Annotated in this window: 14 protein-coding genes and 3 pseudogenes; 9 read left to right on the top strand and 8 right to left on the bottom strand. The window is 73.0% G+C overall.

Annotation, left to right across the window (positions count from 1 at the left end; all coding sequences use genetic code 11):
- The first annotated feature begins 174 nt into the window (after window positions 1-174).
- The 3 genes and pseudogenes from BJF83_RS11870 to BJF83_RS11860 all read left to right on the top strand — a co-directional run bounded on the left by BJF83_RS11870 (window position 175) and on the right by BJF83_RS11860 (window position 4,451).
- Window positions 175-2,384 (top strand): annotated as a pseudogene (locus tag BJF83_RS11870) (hypothetical protein).
- 85 nt (window positions 2,385-2,469) lie between these two features.
- On the top strand, window positions 2,470-3,723 hold the full coding sequence (locus tag BJF83_RS11865; RefSeq protein WP_075926325.1) for a MurT ligase domain-containing protein: 1,254 nt from the start codon (window positions 2,470-2,472) through the stop codon (window positions 3,721-3,723).
- An 11-nt stretch (window positions 3,724-3,734) separates the two neighbouring features.
- Entirely contained in the window at window positions 3,735-4,451 is a 717-nt protein-coding gene (locus BJF83_RS11860) for a type 1 glutamine amidotransferase (RefSeq protein ID WP_075926324.1), read from the top strand.
- 105 nt (window positions 4,452-4,556) lie between these two features.
- Here the strand turns inward: BJF83_RS11860 and BJF83_RS11855 are convergent, their stop codons facing one another.
- From BJF83_RS11855 to BJF83_RS11845, 3 genes are all read right to left on the bottom strand, one after another.
- Entirely contained in the window at window positions 4,557-5,045 is a 489-nt protein-coding gene (locus tag BJF83_RS11855; RefSeq protein WP_075926323.1) for a GNAT family N-acetyltransferase, read from the bottom strand.
- A 126-nt stretch (window positions 5,046-5,171) separates the two neighbouring features.
- Window positions 5,172-6,200 (bottom strand): folate-binding protein YgfZ, encoded by a 1,029-nt coding sequence (locus tag BJF83_RS11850; RefSeq protein ID WP_075926322.1) that lies wholly within the window; start codon window positions 6,198-6,200, stop codon window positions 5,172-5,174.
- A gap of 330 nt (window positions 6,201-6,530) precedes the next feature.
- Window positions 6,531-7,085, bottom strand: a complete 555-nt coding sequence (locus BJF83_RS11845; protein WP_075926321.1) for an FABP family protein — start codon at window positions 7,083-7,085, stop codon at window positions 6,531-6,533.
- A gap of 197 nt (window positions 7,086-7,282) precedes the next feature.
- On the opposite strand from BJF83_RS11845, the gene BJF83_RS11840 reads away from it, so the two are divergent.
- Together BJF83_RS11840 and BJF83_RS11835 are read left to right on the top strand one after the other, a co-directional pair.
- Entirely contained in the window at window positions 7,283-8,056 is a 774-nt protein-coding gene (locus BJF83_RS11840) for a GIDE domain-containing protein (RefSeq protein WP_075926320.1), read from the top strand.
- Between the two features lie 14 nt (window positions 8,057-8,070).
- A complete protein-coding gene (locus BJF83_RS11835) occupies window positions 8,071-8,433 on the top strand; it encodes a DsrE family protein (RefSeq protein ID WP_075926319.1) in 363 nt (120 codons plus the stop codon).
- A 93-nt stretch (window positions 8,434-8,526) separates the two neighbouring features.
- Here the strand turns inward: BJF83_RS11835 and BJF83_RS11830 are convergent, their stop codons facing one another.
- The 5 genes and pseudogenes from BJF83_RS11830 to BJF83_RS11810 all read right to left on the bottom strand — a co-directional run bounded on the left by BJF83_RS11830 (window position 8,527) and on the right by BJF83_RS11810 (window position 13,465).
- A complete protein-coding gene (locus BJF83_RS11830) occupies window positions 8,527-9,273 on the bottom strand; it encodes a phosphoglyceromutase (protein WP_075926318.1) in 747 nt (248 codons plus the stop codon).
- Window positions 9,274-9,348: 75 nt separating this feature from the next.
- A complete protein-coding gene (locus BJF83_RS11825; protein ID WP_075926317.1) occupies window positions 9,349-9,861 on the bottom strand; it encodes a YbjN domain-containing protein in 513 nt (170 codons plus the stop codon).
- A 23-nt stretch (window positions 9,862-9,884) separates the two neighbouring features.
- Window positions 9,885-11,183: a D-inositol-3-phosphate glycosyltransferase gene (gene mshA, locus BJF83_RS11820; protein ID WP_075926316.1), complete on the bottom strand. Its 1,299-nt coding sequence runs from the start codon at window positions 11,181-11,183 to the stop codon at window positions 9,885-9,887.
- 109 nt (window positions 11,184-11,292) lie between these two features.
- Window positions 11,293-12,284, bottom strand: a pseudogene (locus BJF83_RS11815) (alpha/beta hydrolase).
- Between the two features lie 203 nt (window positions 12,285-12,487).
- The gene (locus BJF83_RS11810; protein ID WP_075926315.1) at window positions 12,488-13,465 is read right to left on the bottom strand and encodes a DUF523 and DUF1722 domain-containing protein; all 978 of its coding nucleotides are present in this window, start codon (window positions 13,463-13,465) and stop codon (window positions 12,488-12,490) included.
- Window positions 13,466-13,555: 90 nt separating this feature from the next.
- On the opposite strand from BJF83_RS11810, the gene BJF83_RS11805 reads away from it, so the two are divergent.
- The 4 genes and pseudogenes from BJF83_RS11805 (at window position 13,556) to BJF83_RS11790 (ending at window position 16,838) form a co-directional block, all read left to right on the top strand.
- Window positions 13,556-15,061, top strand: coding sequence for a deoxyribodipyrimidine photo-lyase (locus tag BJF83_RS11805; protein WP_262391479.1), 1,506 nt, complete (start codon window positions 13,556-13,558; stop codon window positions 15,059-15,061).
- 48 nt (window positions 15,062-15,109) lie between these two features.
- A complete protein-coding gene (locus BJF83_RS11800; RefSeq protein ID WP_075926314.1) occupies window positions 15,110-15,472 on the top strand; it encodes a BlaI/MecI/CopY family transcriptional regulator in 363 nt (120 codons plus the stop codon).
- 5 nt (window positions 15,473-15,477) lie between these two features.
- A pseudogene (locus BJF83_RS11795) lies at window positions 15,478-16,424 on the top strand (M56 family metallopeptidase).
- A gap of 114 nt (window positions 16,425-16,538) precedes the next feature.
- Window positions 16,539-16,838: a DUF2516 family protein gene (locus BJF83_RS11790; protein WP_075926313.1), complete on the top strand. Its 300-nt coding sequence runs from the start codon at window positions 16,539-16,541 to the stop codon at window positions 16,836-16,838.
- The last annotated feature ends 22 nt before the right edge of the window (window positions 16,839-16,860 follow it).

Genomic DNA, 16,860 nt, shown 5'->3' with positions numbered 1-16,860 from the left:
TCGGCGCCCCGCCGTCGTCCCGGGCTCCGCGCGGCGGGTGAGGGGACCCCGTCGCCCGGGGCGGTTCCTCCGGGCGACAGGCGCGGCACGCCGGTTGTCCACAGGCGACGGCAAGAGGCTGGCAGCGCGTGGCCGGGCCTGCTTGACTTGGTTCGGCGGGCTGGTGACGGCCTCATGCCCCACTCCGGGTGTGCCCGGAGCCCTCACCGAGGCCGGTCAGGAGGCGTTCGGACGGTGCCCACCCCACGGACAGACGGACCACCCCGAGGCGAGGCCGGACGGACCTACCTCGGCTGGCGGCACGCCGTCCTCCTGCCGCACCCGGGTCCGGCCCCGCGCCGCCCGCGCCCGACGACGCGCGCACCCTCAGCGAGGAGTGGATCGCGGGCCAGCGGGACAGCGAGGCCCAGACCAACCGTCCGCTCCACATCGCCCTGGTCGGACTGACCCTGTTCGCCGTCCTGTTCGTCCTGCTGTGGTCCCAGCGGATCCTGCCCGCCGCCCTTGCCGTGGGCGGTGTGTTCGCGTGCGCGGCCATCGCCGCGCCGGTCGGGTTCGCGCTGGTGCAGAGCCGACAGGTCATCGCCCAACGCCTGGCCAGAGCCGAGGAACGGCTGGCGGCCGAGCGGGAGGAGCGTGACCGCGCCCTGCGCGATCGCCAGCGTGACCACGCCCGCAGACACACGGAGTGGCAGGCGGCCAGCCGAGCCTACGAGGCCCAGCCGCACTGGCACGGGGTCACCGTGCCCACCGGCCGCGAGGCGGTCGTCGTGGTCGGAGGCACCGACGCCGGTTGGTCCGCCCTGCTCAGCACGGTCGGAGTCTCGCGCCTGCGCGGCGGCGGGGACCTCACCGTCGTCGACCTCACCGGGCGGTCGGTCGCCCGCGAGCTGGTCCGGCTGGCACGCCGGTGCGCCGTCGCCCCGCGCCGCTGGGTGCTCCCCGCCGACCTGCCCCGGATGACCCTCGGGACCAACCTGGACGCCGGGCAGCGGGCCCGCGTCCTGTCCGCGGTCGCCGCCGCGTCCGGATCGGCGGAGGACGTCGACGCCGACGAGACCCTCCTGCTGCGGCTGTTGGAGGTGCTCGGCCCCGGCGCCGGGATCGCGGAGCTGATCGGCGGACTGCGCGCGCTGTGCACACCGGAGGGCGACGCGGCCGAGGACGACCCGGCGCTGGTGCGGCTCACCGCGGACCAGCGCGCCCGGGTGCGCCGCCGCTGCGCCGACACCCCGGAGGTATGGGAACTGGCCTGGGAGCTGGAACGGCGGCTGAGCCCCTTCGAGACGGTCGGCACCCGCGTCGACGACGGCACGTACGCGCAGATCAAGATCATCTCCACCGACCGGGCCGCGGGCGAGGTCGCGGCCCGCGTGTACGGGACCTACACGGTGGCGGCGCTGAGCGAGCTGTTGGAGGACGGCCCGCACGAGGAGCCGCAGCGGGGCGCGGCGGAACGGCCCCGGCCGCGCCCGGAACGCACCCGCACGGTCGTGGTCTGCGGGGCGGAGAGCCTGCCGGAGGGGGAGGTGGACCAGGTGCTGCGCGCCGCCGCGGACGGGGGCGTGGAGGTGGTGCTCATGTTCCGCACCCCGGTCCCGGCGGCCCTCGCCAGGTTCTCCGATCCCGCCTGTCTGCCGGTGGTCATGCGCCAGCGCGGCGGGTTCGCGGACACGGTCGAGCGCGCCATGGCCTCCGTACCGGGCGTGGCCGGGACGGGCGCCGCGGGACTCACCGTGCACCGGCTGACCGAGGTGATCGGCGAGGCGGTGGGCGCGACGGTCACCGAACCCGATCCGGACCCCGAGGCCGAGGCGGAGGCCGACGACCGGTTCTTCGCGTCCCCGCACACCGAGTCGGGTGCGATGATCCGCAACGCGGCGTCCGGGATCGCGCCCCTCGACCTCGTCCGTCATGTGAGATCAGCCACCGCCTGGGGGCGGGCCACCACCCAGGCCGAGGAGATCGACGCGCCTGCCGAGCCCGGTGCGCGGGCCGAGGGAGGGTCACGGCCGGTCGGGCTGGACGCGGGATCGCTGCGGCGGCTGCCGTGCACGGCGGTGCTGGTCCTGGGCGACGACGGGCCCGTCCTCGCCGACGCCAACCCGGGTATCCTCGGCCTGTCCACGGCCACCCTGGCCACGGTGGAGGACTCACGTGCCACCGGACACGGCGCCGATCCGGTGGCCGGAGGAGCCGGGCGGACCTTACCGCCGGGGCGCCGCACCGACCCAACACGGACGCGGAGAACACCCCCCGAACCTCCTTCCGTCGGGAGTGCAGCGGCGTCGGCGTCGTCCGGGTCTCCCGACCGCGCCGAGGTGCCAGACCGGGTGCCGCCCAACCTGGGACCGCCCCCCGAGCGCCTGGACTGGCGGGGCTGACCCGAGGTGGACAATAGGCTTGGCCCAACACGTCACCCGCGACCGCCACGTGGTGGCGCGGGTGATCCAGCGACCTGGAGAAATGATGAGCGAGCTTCCCCTGCGCGCCCAACTGGCATCGGTACTGGGTAGGAGCGCAGCCAGCCTGTCGCGCGCGACCGGACGCGGAGACGGCTCCGTGATCGGTGGCCGGGTCGCGCTCAAGGTCGAGCCCGACCTGCTCGCCAAACTCGCCCAGGGGCGCCGCCTGGCCCTGGTCAGCGCCACCAACGGAAAGACGACCACCACCAAGCTCATCACGCAGGCCCTGCGCGACCTCGGTGACGTCGCCACCAACGAGTTCGGCGCGAACATGCCCACCGGGCACATCACGGCGCTGTCCAGCACCTCCGCCGTCAACGGCGTGCTGGAGGTCGACGAGAAGTACCTTCCGCAGGTCCTGCGGGCCACCCGCCCGGCGTTCGTCGTGCTGATGAACCTGAGCCGCGACCAGATGGACCGCGCATCGGAGATCAACCTGCTCGCCAAGAAGTGGCGCACCGCGCTCGCCGAGACCGACACGCACGTCATCGCCAACGCCGACGACCCCCTCGTCGCGTGGGCGGGACTGGGCGCGCCGAACGCCACCTGGGTCTCGGCCGGTCAGCGCTGGAAGGAGGACTCCTGGTGCTGCCCCGAGTGCGGCGGCCACCTCAAGCGCGACGTCGACCCGCACTGGGAGTGCCCCGAGTGCGGACTGGCCCGGCCCCAGACGACCTGGGGGGTGGACAACGACACCGACTCCCTGGTCTGCCCCGACGGCCAGCGCGTGCGGCTCCAGCTCAACCTTCCCGGTGACGCCAACCGGTCCAACGCCGCCATCGCCGCCGCCACCGTCGCCGGGTACGGCATCCACCCGGTGCGCGCCGTCGAGCGGCTCCGCGAGATCACCTCCGTCGCCGGACGGTACACCTCCGTGGTGACCATGGGCGTGGAGGTGCGCCTGCTGCTCGCCAAGAACCCGGCCGGATGGCTGGAGTCCTTCGCGGTTCTCGACCCGCCGCGGGTCCCGGTCATCCTCTCCGTCAACGCGCAGATCCCCGACGGCAAGGACACGTCCTGGCTCTGGGACGTGGACTACACCGTGCTGCGCGGGCGCCGCGTGTTCGTCATGGGTGAGCGCCGCACCGACCTGGCCCTGCGGCTGGAGACCGACGGGGTGGCCTTCGAGGTCGCCGACCGGGTCGACCAGGTCCTGCAGCGGCTCAAGGCGGAACAGCCCGACATCACCAAGGTCGACGTCATCGCCAACTACACCGCGTTCCAGCAGATCCGCACGGCCTACGGCCGCGTCCAGTAGGGGAGACACACATGACGGACACCAGCAGCGCCCTGCGGATCGTGTGGATCTACCCCGACCTGCTGAGCACCTACGGCGACCAGGGCAACGCCCTCATCCTGCGCCGCCGCGCGGAGCTGCGCGGGATCCCCACCGAGATCACGCACGTCCACTCCAGCGACCCCGTGCCCGAGCAGGGTGACATCTACCTGCTCGGCGGCGGTGAGGACCGCCCGCAGATCCTCGCGGCCGACCGGCTGCGCGCCGACGGCGGCCTCGCCCGCGCCGCCGCCCGGGGCGCCTGCGTCTTCGCCGTGTGCGCCGGGTACCAGATCATCGGCGAGAGCTACGGCGACGACGAGGCCAAGCCGCTGCCCGGCGTGGGCATCCTCGACATCCGCAGCGGACGCGGCCGGACCCGGGCCGTCGGCGAGATCGTCGCCGACGTCGACCCCTCCCTGGGGGTGGGCCGCATCACCGGTTTCGAGAACCACCAGGGCCGCACCGCGATCGGCCCGTCCGCCCGCCCGCTGTCCACCACGGTGCACGGCATCGGCAACGACGACCGCACCGAGGGCGCCTACCAGGGCCAGGTCCTGGGCACCTACCTGCACGGCCCGGCGCTGCCGCGCAACCCGGCGCTGGCCGACCTCCTGCTGCGCTGGCGCGTGGGCCAGCTGCCCCCGCTCGCCCCGTCCTGGGGTGAGCGTCTGCACGAGGAGCGCCTCGCCGCGGTCCTGAGCGGCTGACGCCTGAGGCGCGGCGCGGAACCGAGTGCCCCACAACCCTGCGGTTCCCGTGATCGGAGCATCCGTCACGGGGGCCGTCATGTCCGCGCTCCCAGGAGCGCCCGGTCACAACAGCCGGTGCATGATGTGCAGACCGACGTAGCCGTGCTTGGGGTGAGCGAACCCCTCGGGCAGTGTGCCCAGGATGTCGAACCCGAGTGACGTGTACAGCCGTACCGCGCGCGTGTTGGTCGCCACGACCGCGTTGAACTGCATGGCCAGGTAACCCGCCGCGCGTGCCCACTCCAACGTGTACTCGCACAGGGCACGGCCCACCCCGCCGCCCGCATGGACGGGGTCGACCATGTAGCTGGCACTGGCGATGTGCCCGGAGTTTCCCTGGTGGTTCCTGTTCATCTTGGCCGTGCCGAGCACCGTCCCGGTACCGTCCACGGCGACCACCGTCCGGTCGGGTTCGGGAAGCAGCCACCAGTCGCGTCCGTCCTCCTCCCCGAGGTCCGTGGGAAAGGTGAACGTCTCACCCGCCGAGACGATCGAGTGGAAGAAGGGCCAGATGGCCGGCCAGTCGGCGGCGGTGGCGACGCGGATGTGCATACGCTCAGTCTGCCACCCCGCACTGCCACGCGACCGTCGCTTTTCGGGCGGGCGACTGAGCGGGGCGAACCCGCCGCCACCGCGCCCCACCGTCGCCGTGGGACGCGGTTCCCCGTACCGCGGCCGCTACCTCGGGCGGCGGCGCAGGTCGATCTGGGCGTTGGCGCCCGTGTCCGGATCCACGACGACCTCCTGGCCCGCCGCGATCCCCTCGACCACGAGGTCGGCGTCGGTCGGCGCGGCCCGCTTCACCACGCCCAGCGCGATCGGGCCCAGCTCGTGGTGGCGTGCGGACGACCCCACCCGGCCCACGGCGCGGCCCCCCAGTTCGATCGCGGCGCCGACCTCCGGCAGCCGCTCCGCGGTTCCGTCCAGGTGCAGGAGCACCAGCCGCCGCGGCGGCCGCCCCAGGTTGTGCACCCGCGCGACCGTCTCCTGCCCCGGGTAGCAGCCCTTCTCCAGGTGCACCGCGCGACCCACCCAGTCGACCTCGTGCGGGATCGTGCGGTCGTCGGTGTCCACACCGGGACGGACCCGGTGACCGGCGATCCGGTGCGCCTCGTAGGCCCACATGCCCGCCGGGCGGGCCCCCGCCTCCGTCAACGCCCGCGCGGCGTCCGCCAGCCGCTCGGCGGGCAGGAACAGGTCGGTCTCGTCCTCGGCGGCCCGCACGAGGACGTCGTCGACCCGTTCCGTCACCGCGGCGACCGCCGCGGCGCGGTCGGGTCCGAGCACCGTCAGCACCGCGCACGACGCGCTGAGGTCCTCGACCTCCACCCGCAGCATGAACCGCATCGAGTCCAAAAACGCGACCAGCCCCGGCCCGTCGCCGGGTTCGGTGTGGATCCACGTGGCCTCTCCGTCGTCCACCAGTGACAGGTGGTGCCGCAGGTGGCCGCGCGTGTCCAGGACCAGGGCCTCGGTCGCGGTTCCGGGCGGGAGACCGCGTGTGAGCTGGCTCGTCAGGTCGTTGAGCCACCCCAGGCGGTCGGGCCCGCCCACCCGGACCACGCCCCGGTTGCTCCGGTCCACCCACGCGCTGGAGCGTTCGATGGCGCGGCCCTCGTGGGCGGGGTCGCCGTAGTGCGCGGCGACACCCGAGTCGATCGACTCGGCGGTCACGGCGCCCGGTGTGGTCAGCAGCGGCGAAGTCATACCGCCGAGCGTAGCCGCAGCGGAAGACGCACCGGAAACTCGTCTTTGACCTGCGGTGATGTCCAAAGGAAAAACATTTGCCCCAGGCGTGGCGAGCGACGTACTGTCGTGGCACGCAAGAAAGGAGGTGGTCCGAGAAATGGTTGACTCTAGGACTGGCGAGGTGGCCGTCCGCTAGGGCGACGCAACGCGTTCGCGCGACGTCGTTCGCCGCGAATCCCAGACGGACACCCGGACCCCGGGCTGCCGGACCTCGTCCGACCGGCCCCGCCCCCTCGGCGGGAGACGGCCCGGGGTCCGTCCGCATGACGGACGGCCCCCGGTCCCGCGCTAGCCCTGGTCGTTCCGGTCGGTCCGCTTCATCTGCGCCGACATGTACGAACGAAGGTCGTGGCCGCGTGCCGCCAGGTCCCACGCGTACCCCAGGGTCTCCCTGTCCTCACCGAACAGGCCGTAGAGCCGGTGCGACGCGGTCACCTCCAGGCCGGTGATGGTGTGCACCACAGCGCTGGTGGCCATCTCCACCCGGTTCGCGAACACGTTGCCCAGGTACGACTCGATGAAGCCCTCGTTGTGGGCGATGAGCACCTCAAGGTGGATGACGTTCGCGTCGTCGTCTTTGGCGTAGCGCGCCGTGTCCTCCTCCGACAGCGCACGCCAGTATCCGGACTCCTCGGTGATCAGTTCGCCGAGCGTCCCCTCGGGGGTCATCCGCCAGGCCCTGCTGCGGTAGTCCAGGTAGGGCAGGTCGCCCCGGTGCGCGAACTCGATCTCCTGGCCGAACTGGAACTCTTCCTCGTCGGCGTATCCGGCGACGCCGACGCCCTCCCAACGGCCGATCAGGAAGGACAGTTTCGCCAGATCGGGGTGTACATCAGCGTCCATGGTCCCCGAGCGTAGCCGCGTCCGCAGGGTGACGGCGACAGCCCGCTCCGGCCACCCTCGCGCACGGGTCCGGTCATGCCCAATTGGCCCGGGTTTCTCGAAGAGCTGGTAAAGATTGTCACCGACGCGGTGTGGCCACGGGGCGTCTCGCCCACTGTCGTCCTCGACCTCCAACGCACTTTCCGAAGGGGCGGCCTGTGTTACTGGTGATCGGTTCGGTGCTGCTCGCCGCCGCGGTGGTCCTCCTCCCGCTGACCTTCCTCGCCGTACGGCGCTGGCTGCGCCAGCGCGGCCTGGCCCGTCTGCGTCCGAGCGCCCTGGTCGCGCACGGCGGCCAGCGGGTCACCCTGACCGGCCTCGCCGCCCCCGGCCCCGCCGGGACCATCAGCTCCGGCCTGGCCGGCGCGGAGTGCGTGTGGCACGGCCACGAGGTGCTGCGGCACTACTGGCCGCTCAACCGCGACCGTGCGTCCGGCGCGGTCCGGGAGCGGGCCTGCGACCGCATCGCCGAGTTCGGCTCCGAGGAGCTGTTCGGGTTGGTCGTGGAGGGGGCGTCCGACGAGGGCGACCGCGTCATGGTCGACCCGGCCGAGGGCGATCCCCGCGACGCCGAACTGTGCCTGCAACGCGTGGTGGGGCGCCCCCAGCCGGGTGTGGCGGCCGCCGCCGACGACCTCCTGCCGCGCGTGCGCGGGCGGATCTCGGGTGTCTTCCGCGGCGAGACCATCGAGTTCGAGTACCGCGAGTGGGTGATCAGGCGGGGCGCCCGCGTCCGCGTCTCCGGCGAGGTCCAGATCCGGGACGGGCGTGTGGTGATCGCCGCACCCCAGGGCGGCGGTCTGACCATCGAGCACGGCGTCGACGCGCAGCCGGTGCGGCTGTCGCCCCGCCGCCGCGAGGCGGTGGCCTTCTCGGCCGCCCTCGCGGTCTGCGCGCTCGCCGGGACCCTCCTGGTCCTCCTCGGGGTCTGAGTAGGCTGGCGACCATGTCTCGATCTATGGTGATCAAGGTCACCGCCGGGGGGGACGCCCCCGAACGGTGCAACCAGGCGTTCACGGTCGCCGCCGCGGCCCTGGCCGGCGGAGTCGAGGTCTCGCTGTGGCTGACCGGGGAGTCGGCGTGGTTCGCCGTCCCCGGCCGCGCGGAGGACTTCGCGCTCCCGCACGCCGCCCCCCTCGCGGAACTCCTCGCCGCCGTGCTCACGGCGGGCCGGGTGACGGTGTGCACGCAGTGCGCCGCCCGCCGGGACCTGAAGCAGGAGGACCTCATCGAGGGCGTGCGCATAGCCGGGGCCTCCTCGTTCGTCGAGGAGGCCCTGCGGGAGGGCGCCCAGGCCCTCGTCTACTGATCGCGGTCCCGACGCGCGTGCCCGCAGCCTGGGCCCCGCGCCCGGCCGTGCCCGTGCCGCACCGGTGGCACGGGCACGCGGCGTCGGCCGGGTCTACTTCCTGCCCTGGTCGGCGACGGCCTGGATGGCCGCCGACGCGGCCTCCGGGTCCAGGTAGGCGCCGCCCGGGTTGGTCGGCTCGAACCGGTCGTCGAGGTCGTACCGCAGCGGGATGCCGGTCGGGATGTTCAGCCCCGCGATGTCGGCGTCGCTGACCCCGTCCAGGTGCTTGACCAGCGCGCGCAGCGAGTTGCCGTGCGCGGCGACGAGCACCGTCCGGCCCGCCGCCAGGTCGGGGACGATGGAGTCGTACCAGTACGGCAGGGCGCGGTCGAGCACGTCCTTGAGGCACTCCGTGCGCGGCAGCAGCTCGGGCGGCAGACCCGCGTAGCGGGCGTCGCCCGCCTGCGAGTAGGGGTCGTCGTCGGCGATCGGCGGCGGCGGGGTGTCGTAGGAGCGGCGCCAGATCATGAACTGCTCGTCGCCGTACTCGTCGCGCGTCTGCGCCTTGTCCTTGCCCTGGAGGGCGCCGTAGTGGCGCTCGTTGAGGCGCCAGGTGCGCCGGACCGGCAGCCAGTGCAGGTCAGCGGTCTCCAGCGCGAGGTTGGCCGTGCGGATGGCGCGCTTGAGCAGGGAGGTGTGGACGATGTCCGGGGTGATCCCGGCGGCCTTGAGCAGTTCCCCGCCGCGGCGGGCCTCGTCCTCGCCGGTGGCGGACAGGTCCACGTCCACCCATCCGGTGAACAGGCCCTTCGCGTTCCAGACACTCTCACCATGTCGCAGCAGTACCAGAGTTCCCATGGCACCCAGCGTATCCACCCCGGTCATCCGGTCCCGGGGCGGCCCCGGCCGTGCTCGCCCCGGGAAGCGGGAGGTCTAGTCGCGGTGCGCGGGTTCGGCCAGGTGCGCGAACGCCGTCAGGTTGCGCATGTCGTGGCCGCGTTCGGCCCGCCAACGCCACTCCTTGCGGATCGCCGACGCGAACCCGCGCTCCAGCGCGGCGTTGAAGTTCTCGTCCGTGTAGGTGAGCGCGCACCCCAGCAGCCGGTCGACCTCGCCCGGGGTGATCCCCTCCAGCGGCAGACGGCCGCGCAGGTACACGTCTCCGGCGTCGTCGGCCGCGAACGCCATCCCGTACATGTCGGAGTTGCGGCGCATCAGCCACTGGTAGAAGGCGGCGTGGTTCTCGTCCGGCTGACGGCAGAAGAACGACGTCAGCGTCAGGCTGTGCGGACCGACCTCCAGCCATACCAGCGTCTTGAGTTTGGCTGTCCCCGGCAGGGTGACGAGGAAGGAGCCCTCTCGCGGCCGTTCCGTCTCCAGCCCGGCCTCGGCCACCGCCTCGACGATCGCCCGAACCGCGGCCTCGCGCGCCGCATCCGTTCCCACGTCCGTTCCTCCCCCTCGATCCGTCACCGGCACGCGGCCATCGGCAGCGGGCGTGGGGCGATGCTCGCCCGGTACACCTCCAGCAACTCCTCCACCGTCCGCGACCAGCCCAGGGTCGCCGCGTGCCGTGGGGCCGCCATCGCGAGTCTGGCACGCCACGCGGGCTGGGTGATCAGCCGGTGCAGCACGGCCGCGTAGTCGTCGGGGTCGTGCCCCTCCATGAGCACTCCGGAGGTCCCGTCCGCCACCGCCGTGGTCAGCCCGCCCACCCGCGACGCCACCACCGGCGTGCCGCAGGCCTGGGACTCCACCGCGACCAGCCCGAACGACTCGGAGTAGGAGGGGACGACGGTCGCCGTGGCGGCCCGGTAGTAGTCGGCCAGCCGTGCGCGGTCCTGAGGCGGTTCGATCCGGACCACGTCGGCCACGCCCAGGGAGTTCGCCAGGTCGGCCAGCAGTCCGGGCTCGCGCGTGCCGCCGCCGGACAGGCCGCCGACCACACCGACCACCAGGCGCTGGCGCAGGGAGGGGTCGCGGTCGAGCAGGCGCGCGGCGGCGCGGATGAGGATGTCGGGGGCCTTGAGCCGTTGCACCCGACCGACGAACAGCAGGAGTTCGGTGTCGGGCGCCAGCCCGATCCGGCGCAGCGCCTCGCAGCGTGCGCCGGGCGTGAAGACCTCCAGGTCGACGCCGGGCGGGATGGTGCTGATCCGCTCGTCGCGCGCTCCGTAGAACTCGCGCAGCTGGCGGGCCTCGTCGTCGGTGTTGGCGATGAGCATGTCGGCCTGCCGCACCAGCTGGTCCTCGCCGCGGACCCGGGCCTCCGGCTCCGGGGAGTCGCCCTCGGCGAGGGAGGCGTTCTTGACCCGCGCCATCGTGTGCATCGACTGGACGAGCGGCACCCCCCACCGGCGCGCCGCCACCACGCCGGCCCTGCCGGACAGCCAGTAGTGGCCGTGGACCAGGTCGTAGTGGCCGGGTTCGCCCTGGGCCTCGGCGCGGAGCATGCCGAAGATGAACGGACACAGGTGGTCGTTGAGCGCGTGCTTGTCCAGGCGTCCGTAGGGGCCCGCGGGCACGTGCCGCACGTGCACGCCGGGCGCGAGTTCGACGACCGGGGGCAGGTCGGCGCTGGTGGCCCTGGTGAACACGTCCACGGCCACGCCCCGCTCGGCCATGCGCCGCGCCACCTCGACGACGTACACGTTGAGTCCACCTGCGTCGCCCGTGCCGGGCTGGTCGAGCGGAGAGGTGTGCAGACTGACGGTCGCGACGCGGGACGGGACCGCCGTCTGTTCGCCCTCGGGCACGTTTGCGGACACCGGTGGTCCCCTCCGATCGTGTACACGGCCGCTGTCGTCAACAGCGACGAAGGTACACACTGTTCCCATCAGGATTGTCCGAGGGTCCTGGTAACGGCGGCGCGCCGACTCAGGGCGTCGCGGACCAGCCCGACACCAGGAAGTCGACCGTGTCGGGGAAACTCCGCGTCCAGGTCCGGAAGTCGTGGCCGCCGCGCGGGCTGAGCGTGGTCACCGTCATCCCCGCCTCGGCGAGCAGCCCTGCGAAGCGCTCCGCCTCGCCGTGGATGCTGCCCTCCTGGAGCGGCGTGTGATCGTCCTCACCCTCGACCAGTGCGAATCTGATGTGCGGAGCCGAGGAGTCCAGCAGTCGATCGGGGGAGCGGTCCTCGGGGTCGTGGCCGAAGATCCCGTCCGGGTCGTCCACCCGGTAGTACCCGCCCCAGCTCACCACCTGCCCGTAGAGGCCGGGGTTGCGCAGCGAGACGGCCGCCGCGCCGTAGCCGCCCATGGAGAAGCCGCCGACGGCGCGCAACTCCCGTGGCCTGACGCGGTCGCCCTCCACCGCGTGGACCGTCGGACCGATGAGGAACGACTCCAAGGCGAAGGAGCCGTCCGCCGCGTCCCCCCACTCGGTGGTCGTCCCCCACGCCACCTGCCCGTAGGGGGCGGCGATGACGAACTCGACCCCGGCGCGGCACATCTGCTCGTCCAGCAGTTCCCCGATCCGCTCGTCCATCAGCGTGCGGTGTGTGGAGGCCGATCCGTGCAGCAGGTACAGGACCGGCAGGTCGGCGCTGTCGGGGCCGGGCGGACGGCGGATCCACAGCGGTCGGCCGCCCTCGGGCGCGCCGGGGTCGGGGAGGCTGACCACCTCGTCCCGTCCCGCCTGGTCGCAGACGGCGACCTGGCCCGGTTGCGGGATCGGCGCGGGTGTGGTCTCGCCCTGGGCGGGCGGGAAGCGGACCTGGCCCGTGACGACCTCGGGGCCGGCGCGAACAGGCGCTCGCCGAGCTGTCCGGGGAGTCCCCCTGGCGGGGTGGTGGCAAGGACCGCCGCGGAGACGACGACCGTGCACGAGGAGACGAGCACGACGGCCCGTCGGGAGAATGTCGCGAACACACCGAAACCTCAGGGTCGGGGTTGACCGGTATCCACTCCCAGCGGGGCGGAGCGGCACGGAATGTTACTCACTGTAGTCGACCGAGGGCTTTGTGTGTGGAGGCTGCCGCTTGAACCCCAACCCACGTGTTCCGTACCGAGTGTCCCGCGGAGTGCCGTGAACGCCCCGCGGGGCCTCGCGTCGGGTCCGGCGCCGACCCGACTCAGACCGCCAGGGCGTGCCGCAGGCGCAACTCGTCCGGGTACGGGCGCAGGTAGGTCTGCTCGCGCACCCACGCGACGTCCTCGGCCGCGCAGTGGTGCCGCAGGAGCGTGACGGGCACGCTCAACGGCGCCAATTCCGTGCGGTAGTCCTCGATCGCCGTCAGTAGATCGTGCCTGCGCGTGTCGTCCAGGAGCGGACTGAGCACACCGAAGGCGTGCTGGAGCGTGTTGGCGTGCTTGCCCCGTGTGGTCCGGGCCGCCATCGCGCAGTGGAACTCGGTCCGGTAGGCGGCGGCGGTCTCGTCCCGGTCCGCGGATCCGGCCCCGGCCACGATCCTGCCCGTCCTCCGGTACCCCTCCGGCGAGTGCGACATCAGCTGGAGTTTGTGCCGCGTGTGGAAGTCGACGAGGTCGCGCGGCCGCCAGTCCGACTCCAGCAGCGCGCGCAGGCGGGCGTGCGCGAAGACGCGCTGGACGAAGTGCTCCCGAAGCGCGGCGTCGGACAGGCGGCCGGACTCCTCGACCGGCAGGTCCGGGAGGAGCCGGGTCAACCGGTCGGCGAAGGCCCCCCTGCCCTTGCCGTCGACACGGTTCCCGTCTGGCGAGAACACCGGCAGGGCCAGCAGGCCGCAGCTGGGCGACCTGTTCTTGAGGACGTAGCCGTCGGCCCGGCGCAGCTGGAGGACGTGGTGGTCGGCGACGGCGGCGAGGTCGTCGGTGCGGTCGGCTCCGTCCTTGCTGGAGATCACCCGGTCGGCCCCCTCGTGCCGCTGGAGCCGCAGCGTCGGACGGGGGACGCCCAGACCGATCTCCGCCTCCGGGCACACCGGGATCCAGTCCACGTGGCGGTCGAGTTCGTCGGTGAGGAAGCGTGAGCGGGAGTGGCCCCCGTTGTAGCGGACGGGCGCGCCGAGCAGACAGCTCGACACCCCCACCCTGGGTCGGACGGCGGCCGTCTGCTCGTGTGCTGCGTACATACCGTTCCCCTACCCGGGATCCGTGCGGATCCCCCTCGACACCGCCGCTACGATCAGATGATGATTCGCCACCGTGAGTGAGGGGGACGGGTGTCGCCGACCATCGTGCTGTTCACCCAGGACCTGCGCGTCCACGACCACCCGGCGCTGACCGCCGCCGTCGACGCCGCCGAGACCGTGCTGCCCCTGTTCGTGGTCGACCCGCGGATCGTACGGCGCGCCGCACGCAACCGGTGCGGCTACCTGGCCGAGGCGCTCGTCGACCTGCGCGCCTCGTTGCGGGCGCGCGGCGGCGACCTGGTCGTCCGGGCGGGGGACACGGCCGCACACGTCCGCGCGCTGGCGGAGCGGACCGGGACCGACACGGTGTTCCTGACCGCCGGGGTCTCCCGGCTCGCCGCCCGGCGGGAGGAGCTGCTGCGGCGGACGGGCCTGTGCGTGCGCCCGTTCCCCGGACTGACGGTGGTCCCCCCGGGCGATCTCACCCCGGCGGGCGGCGACCACTACAGGGTCTTCACCCCCTACTGGCGCGCCTGGGCGCAGTACGGCCGCAGGAGCGTCCTGCCCGCCCCCGGGGAGGTGCGCCTGCCGGAGGGGGTCGAGCCGGGCGCCGTCCCGGACGGGCTGGCGACGGCGGGGACCGGGGCGGCGGCGGGAGACCGCCCCGCCGGCGGGGAGAGTGCGGCGCGTGCGCGGCTGGACGGATGGCTGGACCGGGGCCTGGCCCGGTACGAGCGGGAACGCGACCACCTGCCCGGCGCGGCCACCTCGCACCTGTCCGCCGACCTGCGCTTCGGCTGCCTGTCCGCGCTGGAGGTCGCCGAGGCGGCCGAGGCCGCGCGGGCGGGGGAGGGCGCCGAGGAGTTCGTCCGCCAGCTCGCCTGGAGGGACTTCCACCACCAGGTCACGCGCGCCTTTCCCGAACTGCCCGTGCGCGACTACCGGCCCAGGGACCGCGCGTGGCGCGAGGATCCGGACGCCCTCGACGCCTGGCGCCGCGGTGTGACCGGAGTGCCGATCGTGGACGCGGGCATGCGCCAGCTCCTGCGGGAGGGGTTCATGCACAACCGGGCGCGCATGATCACCGCGGCCTTCCTCACCCGGACTCTGCGCGTGCACTGGAGGGCGGGCGCCGACCACTTCCACGCCCACCTCGTGGACGGGGACGTCGCCGACAACTACGGGAACTGGCAGTGGGTCGCCGGGACCGGCAACGACACCCGGCCGAACCGCGCGTTCAACCCCCTGCGCCAGGCTCGCCGGTTCGACCCCGAGGGCGACTACGTCCGCCGTCACGTGCCGGAACTGCGAGGCCTGCCGGGGAGGCGGGCGCTCACGCCGTGGCGGGAGGCGGAGGCGCCGGACGGCTACCCGCCGCCGATCGCCGACCCGGGCCGTGAGAGCGCCGGGCGCGACCGCGACCCCGTGGACAGGCGCCGCCCCGATCCGAGCCCCGTCGTCCACGGGCCCGCGGAAGACGCCCGCCGAGCGATGTCGCCCCTGATCACGGTGAGACGTCGTGTGCTGCCCATGTCCCCTTCCTTCCCGCTTCCACCGGGCGGCTGGAACCCCTGTCCGCGCGTGACCAGGAATTAACGTGGGGGTACGACAGGTTGTAGTAGTAACCCCGGTAGACTCGACGCCATGACTCGGCTAGGCGAACTCGAACGCGCGGTGATGGATGTACTGTGGGCGCAGAACGAACCGATGACGGTTCGCGAGGTGGGCAAGGCCCTCGCCGAGCGCGACCTCGCACACACGACCGTCATGACCGTGCTCGACCGACTGGCCAAGAAGAAGGTCGTCACACGGGCACGGGAGGGTCGTGCGTGGCGGTACCGTCCGGCAGCCAGCCGTGAGGCGTACGTGTCCGAGCTGATGTTCGACGCGCTCGGGCAGACGGGAGACCGTGACGCCGCCCTGGCCGCCTTCGTCCAGTCCATGGACGGCCAGGAGGCTGACGCGCTCCGGCGCGCACTCTCGGAAATCGAGCAGCCAAGGAACTAGTCCGAATGGTCAGTGCCGCCCTCCTCTCCCTCGTCGCGGTCGGCTGCGTGCTCGCCATGGAGGCCCTGCACCGGGCGCGATGGCCGTCGCGCGGCCCCTACACGGCCGTGATCACGTGGCAGGCGCTGGGCCTGGCGTGGGGCGTGTCCACCATCGGAGCGCTGCTCGCCTACGGACTGTCCACCTACGAACTCGGCGCGGCGGCGGGCCTGCTCGCGCTGGCCACCGACGCCGTCTCCGGCGACCTCCTGTCCACCGGTGCCTCCCACGGCCTGGAGGGCGTCAGTCGCATCGCGGCCGTGGCGCTGGCGACCGTGCTCACCCTCGTCCTCTTCTTCGGACTGGTCTCCTCCTTCGTGCACGTCGTGCGGGTGCGCCGCCGCCACCACGACCTCCTCGAACTCGTGGCCAGCGAACACCCCGACGTCCCCGGCGCCCGCGTGGTCGACCATCCGGCCGCGCCGCGTACTGCCTGCCCGGCGTGCTGCGGTCCCGAATCGTCATCAGCGCCGGCGCCCTCGCCGTCCTCGACAACCGCGAACTTGCCGCCGTCCTGGCCCACGAACACGCCCACCTGCGCCAGCGCCACGACCTCGTGCTGCTGCCGTTCTCCTCGCTCAAGCGCGCCTTCCCGCGCGCCCCCCTGATCCGGACGTACTACGAGAGCGTCGCCCTGCTCATCGAGATGTGCGCCGACGACCAGGCCCGCCGCACGAGCTCCTCCCGCGAGCTCGCCATGGCCCTCCTGCGGTTCGGCGCCGCCGGACCCGCGCCGGTGCCCGCCGGGGCGATGGCCGCACTGGAGGCGAGTGCCCAGGCCGGGGTGGTACGTCGCGTCAACCGCCTCCTGCGTCCCGACTCCGAACTTTCCTACCACGCGGGCGCGTTCATCATGGGCGGCTCCGCGTTCCTCCTCGCGTCGGTCACCTGCCTCTGGCACATCCCGGTCTGACCCGGGGCGCACGTCTGTGACGCCCGACTCCCCTGGGCACGATCGGCGGCCCCGGTGCGTTTACCGTGGAGAGCGGGCGGGACCCCCGCCGGAACACGTCGTCGGGAGTGTGCAGTGTTCGCAATGATCTGGCAGGCCATCTACCTGGTCACCTTCGTGGCCAGTCTGTACGCCCTGATCGAGGTGATCCGCACACCCGCCCAGGCGTTCGAGCTGATGGACAAGCAGACCAAGAAGCTCTGGCTCATCCTCACCGGCGCCGCCACGGGTCTGTCCCTCCTGGCGGTGTTCTCCGGCACCGGCATGTTCGTCATCCTCGGCCTGGTCGCCACCCTCGTCTTCCTGCTCGACGTGCGCCCGGCGGTCAAGGGCGCGGGCGGCGGTCGCAACAACGGGCCCTACGGCCCCTGGTAGACCACCCGACCACGCTCCCGGA

The sequence above is a fragment of the Nocardiopsis sp. CNR-923 genome, assembly GCF_001942255.1.
Classification (GTDB): Bacteria; Actinomycetota; Actinomycetes; order Streptosporangiales; family Streptosporangiaceae; genus Nocardiopsis.
This window is presented reverse-complemented; position numbering and strand designations above follow the sequence as displayed.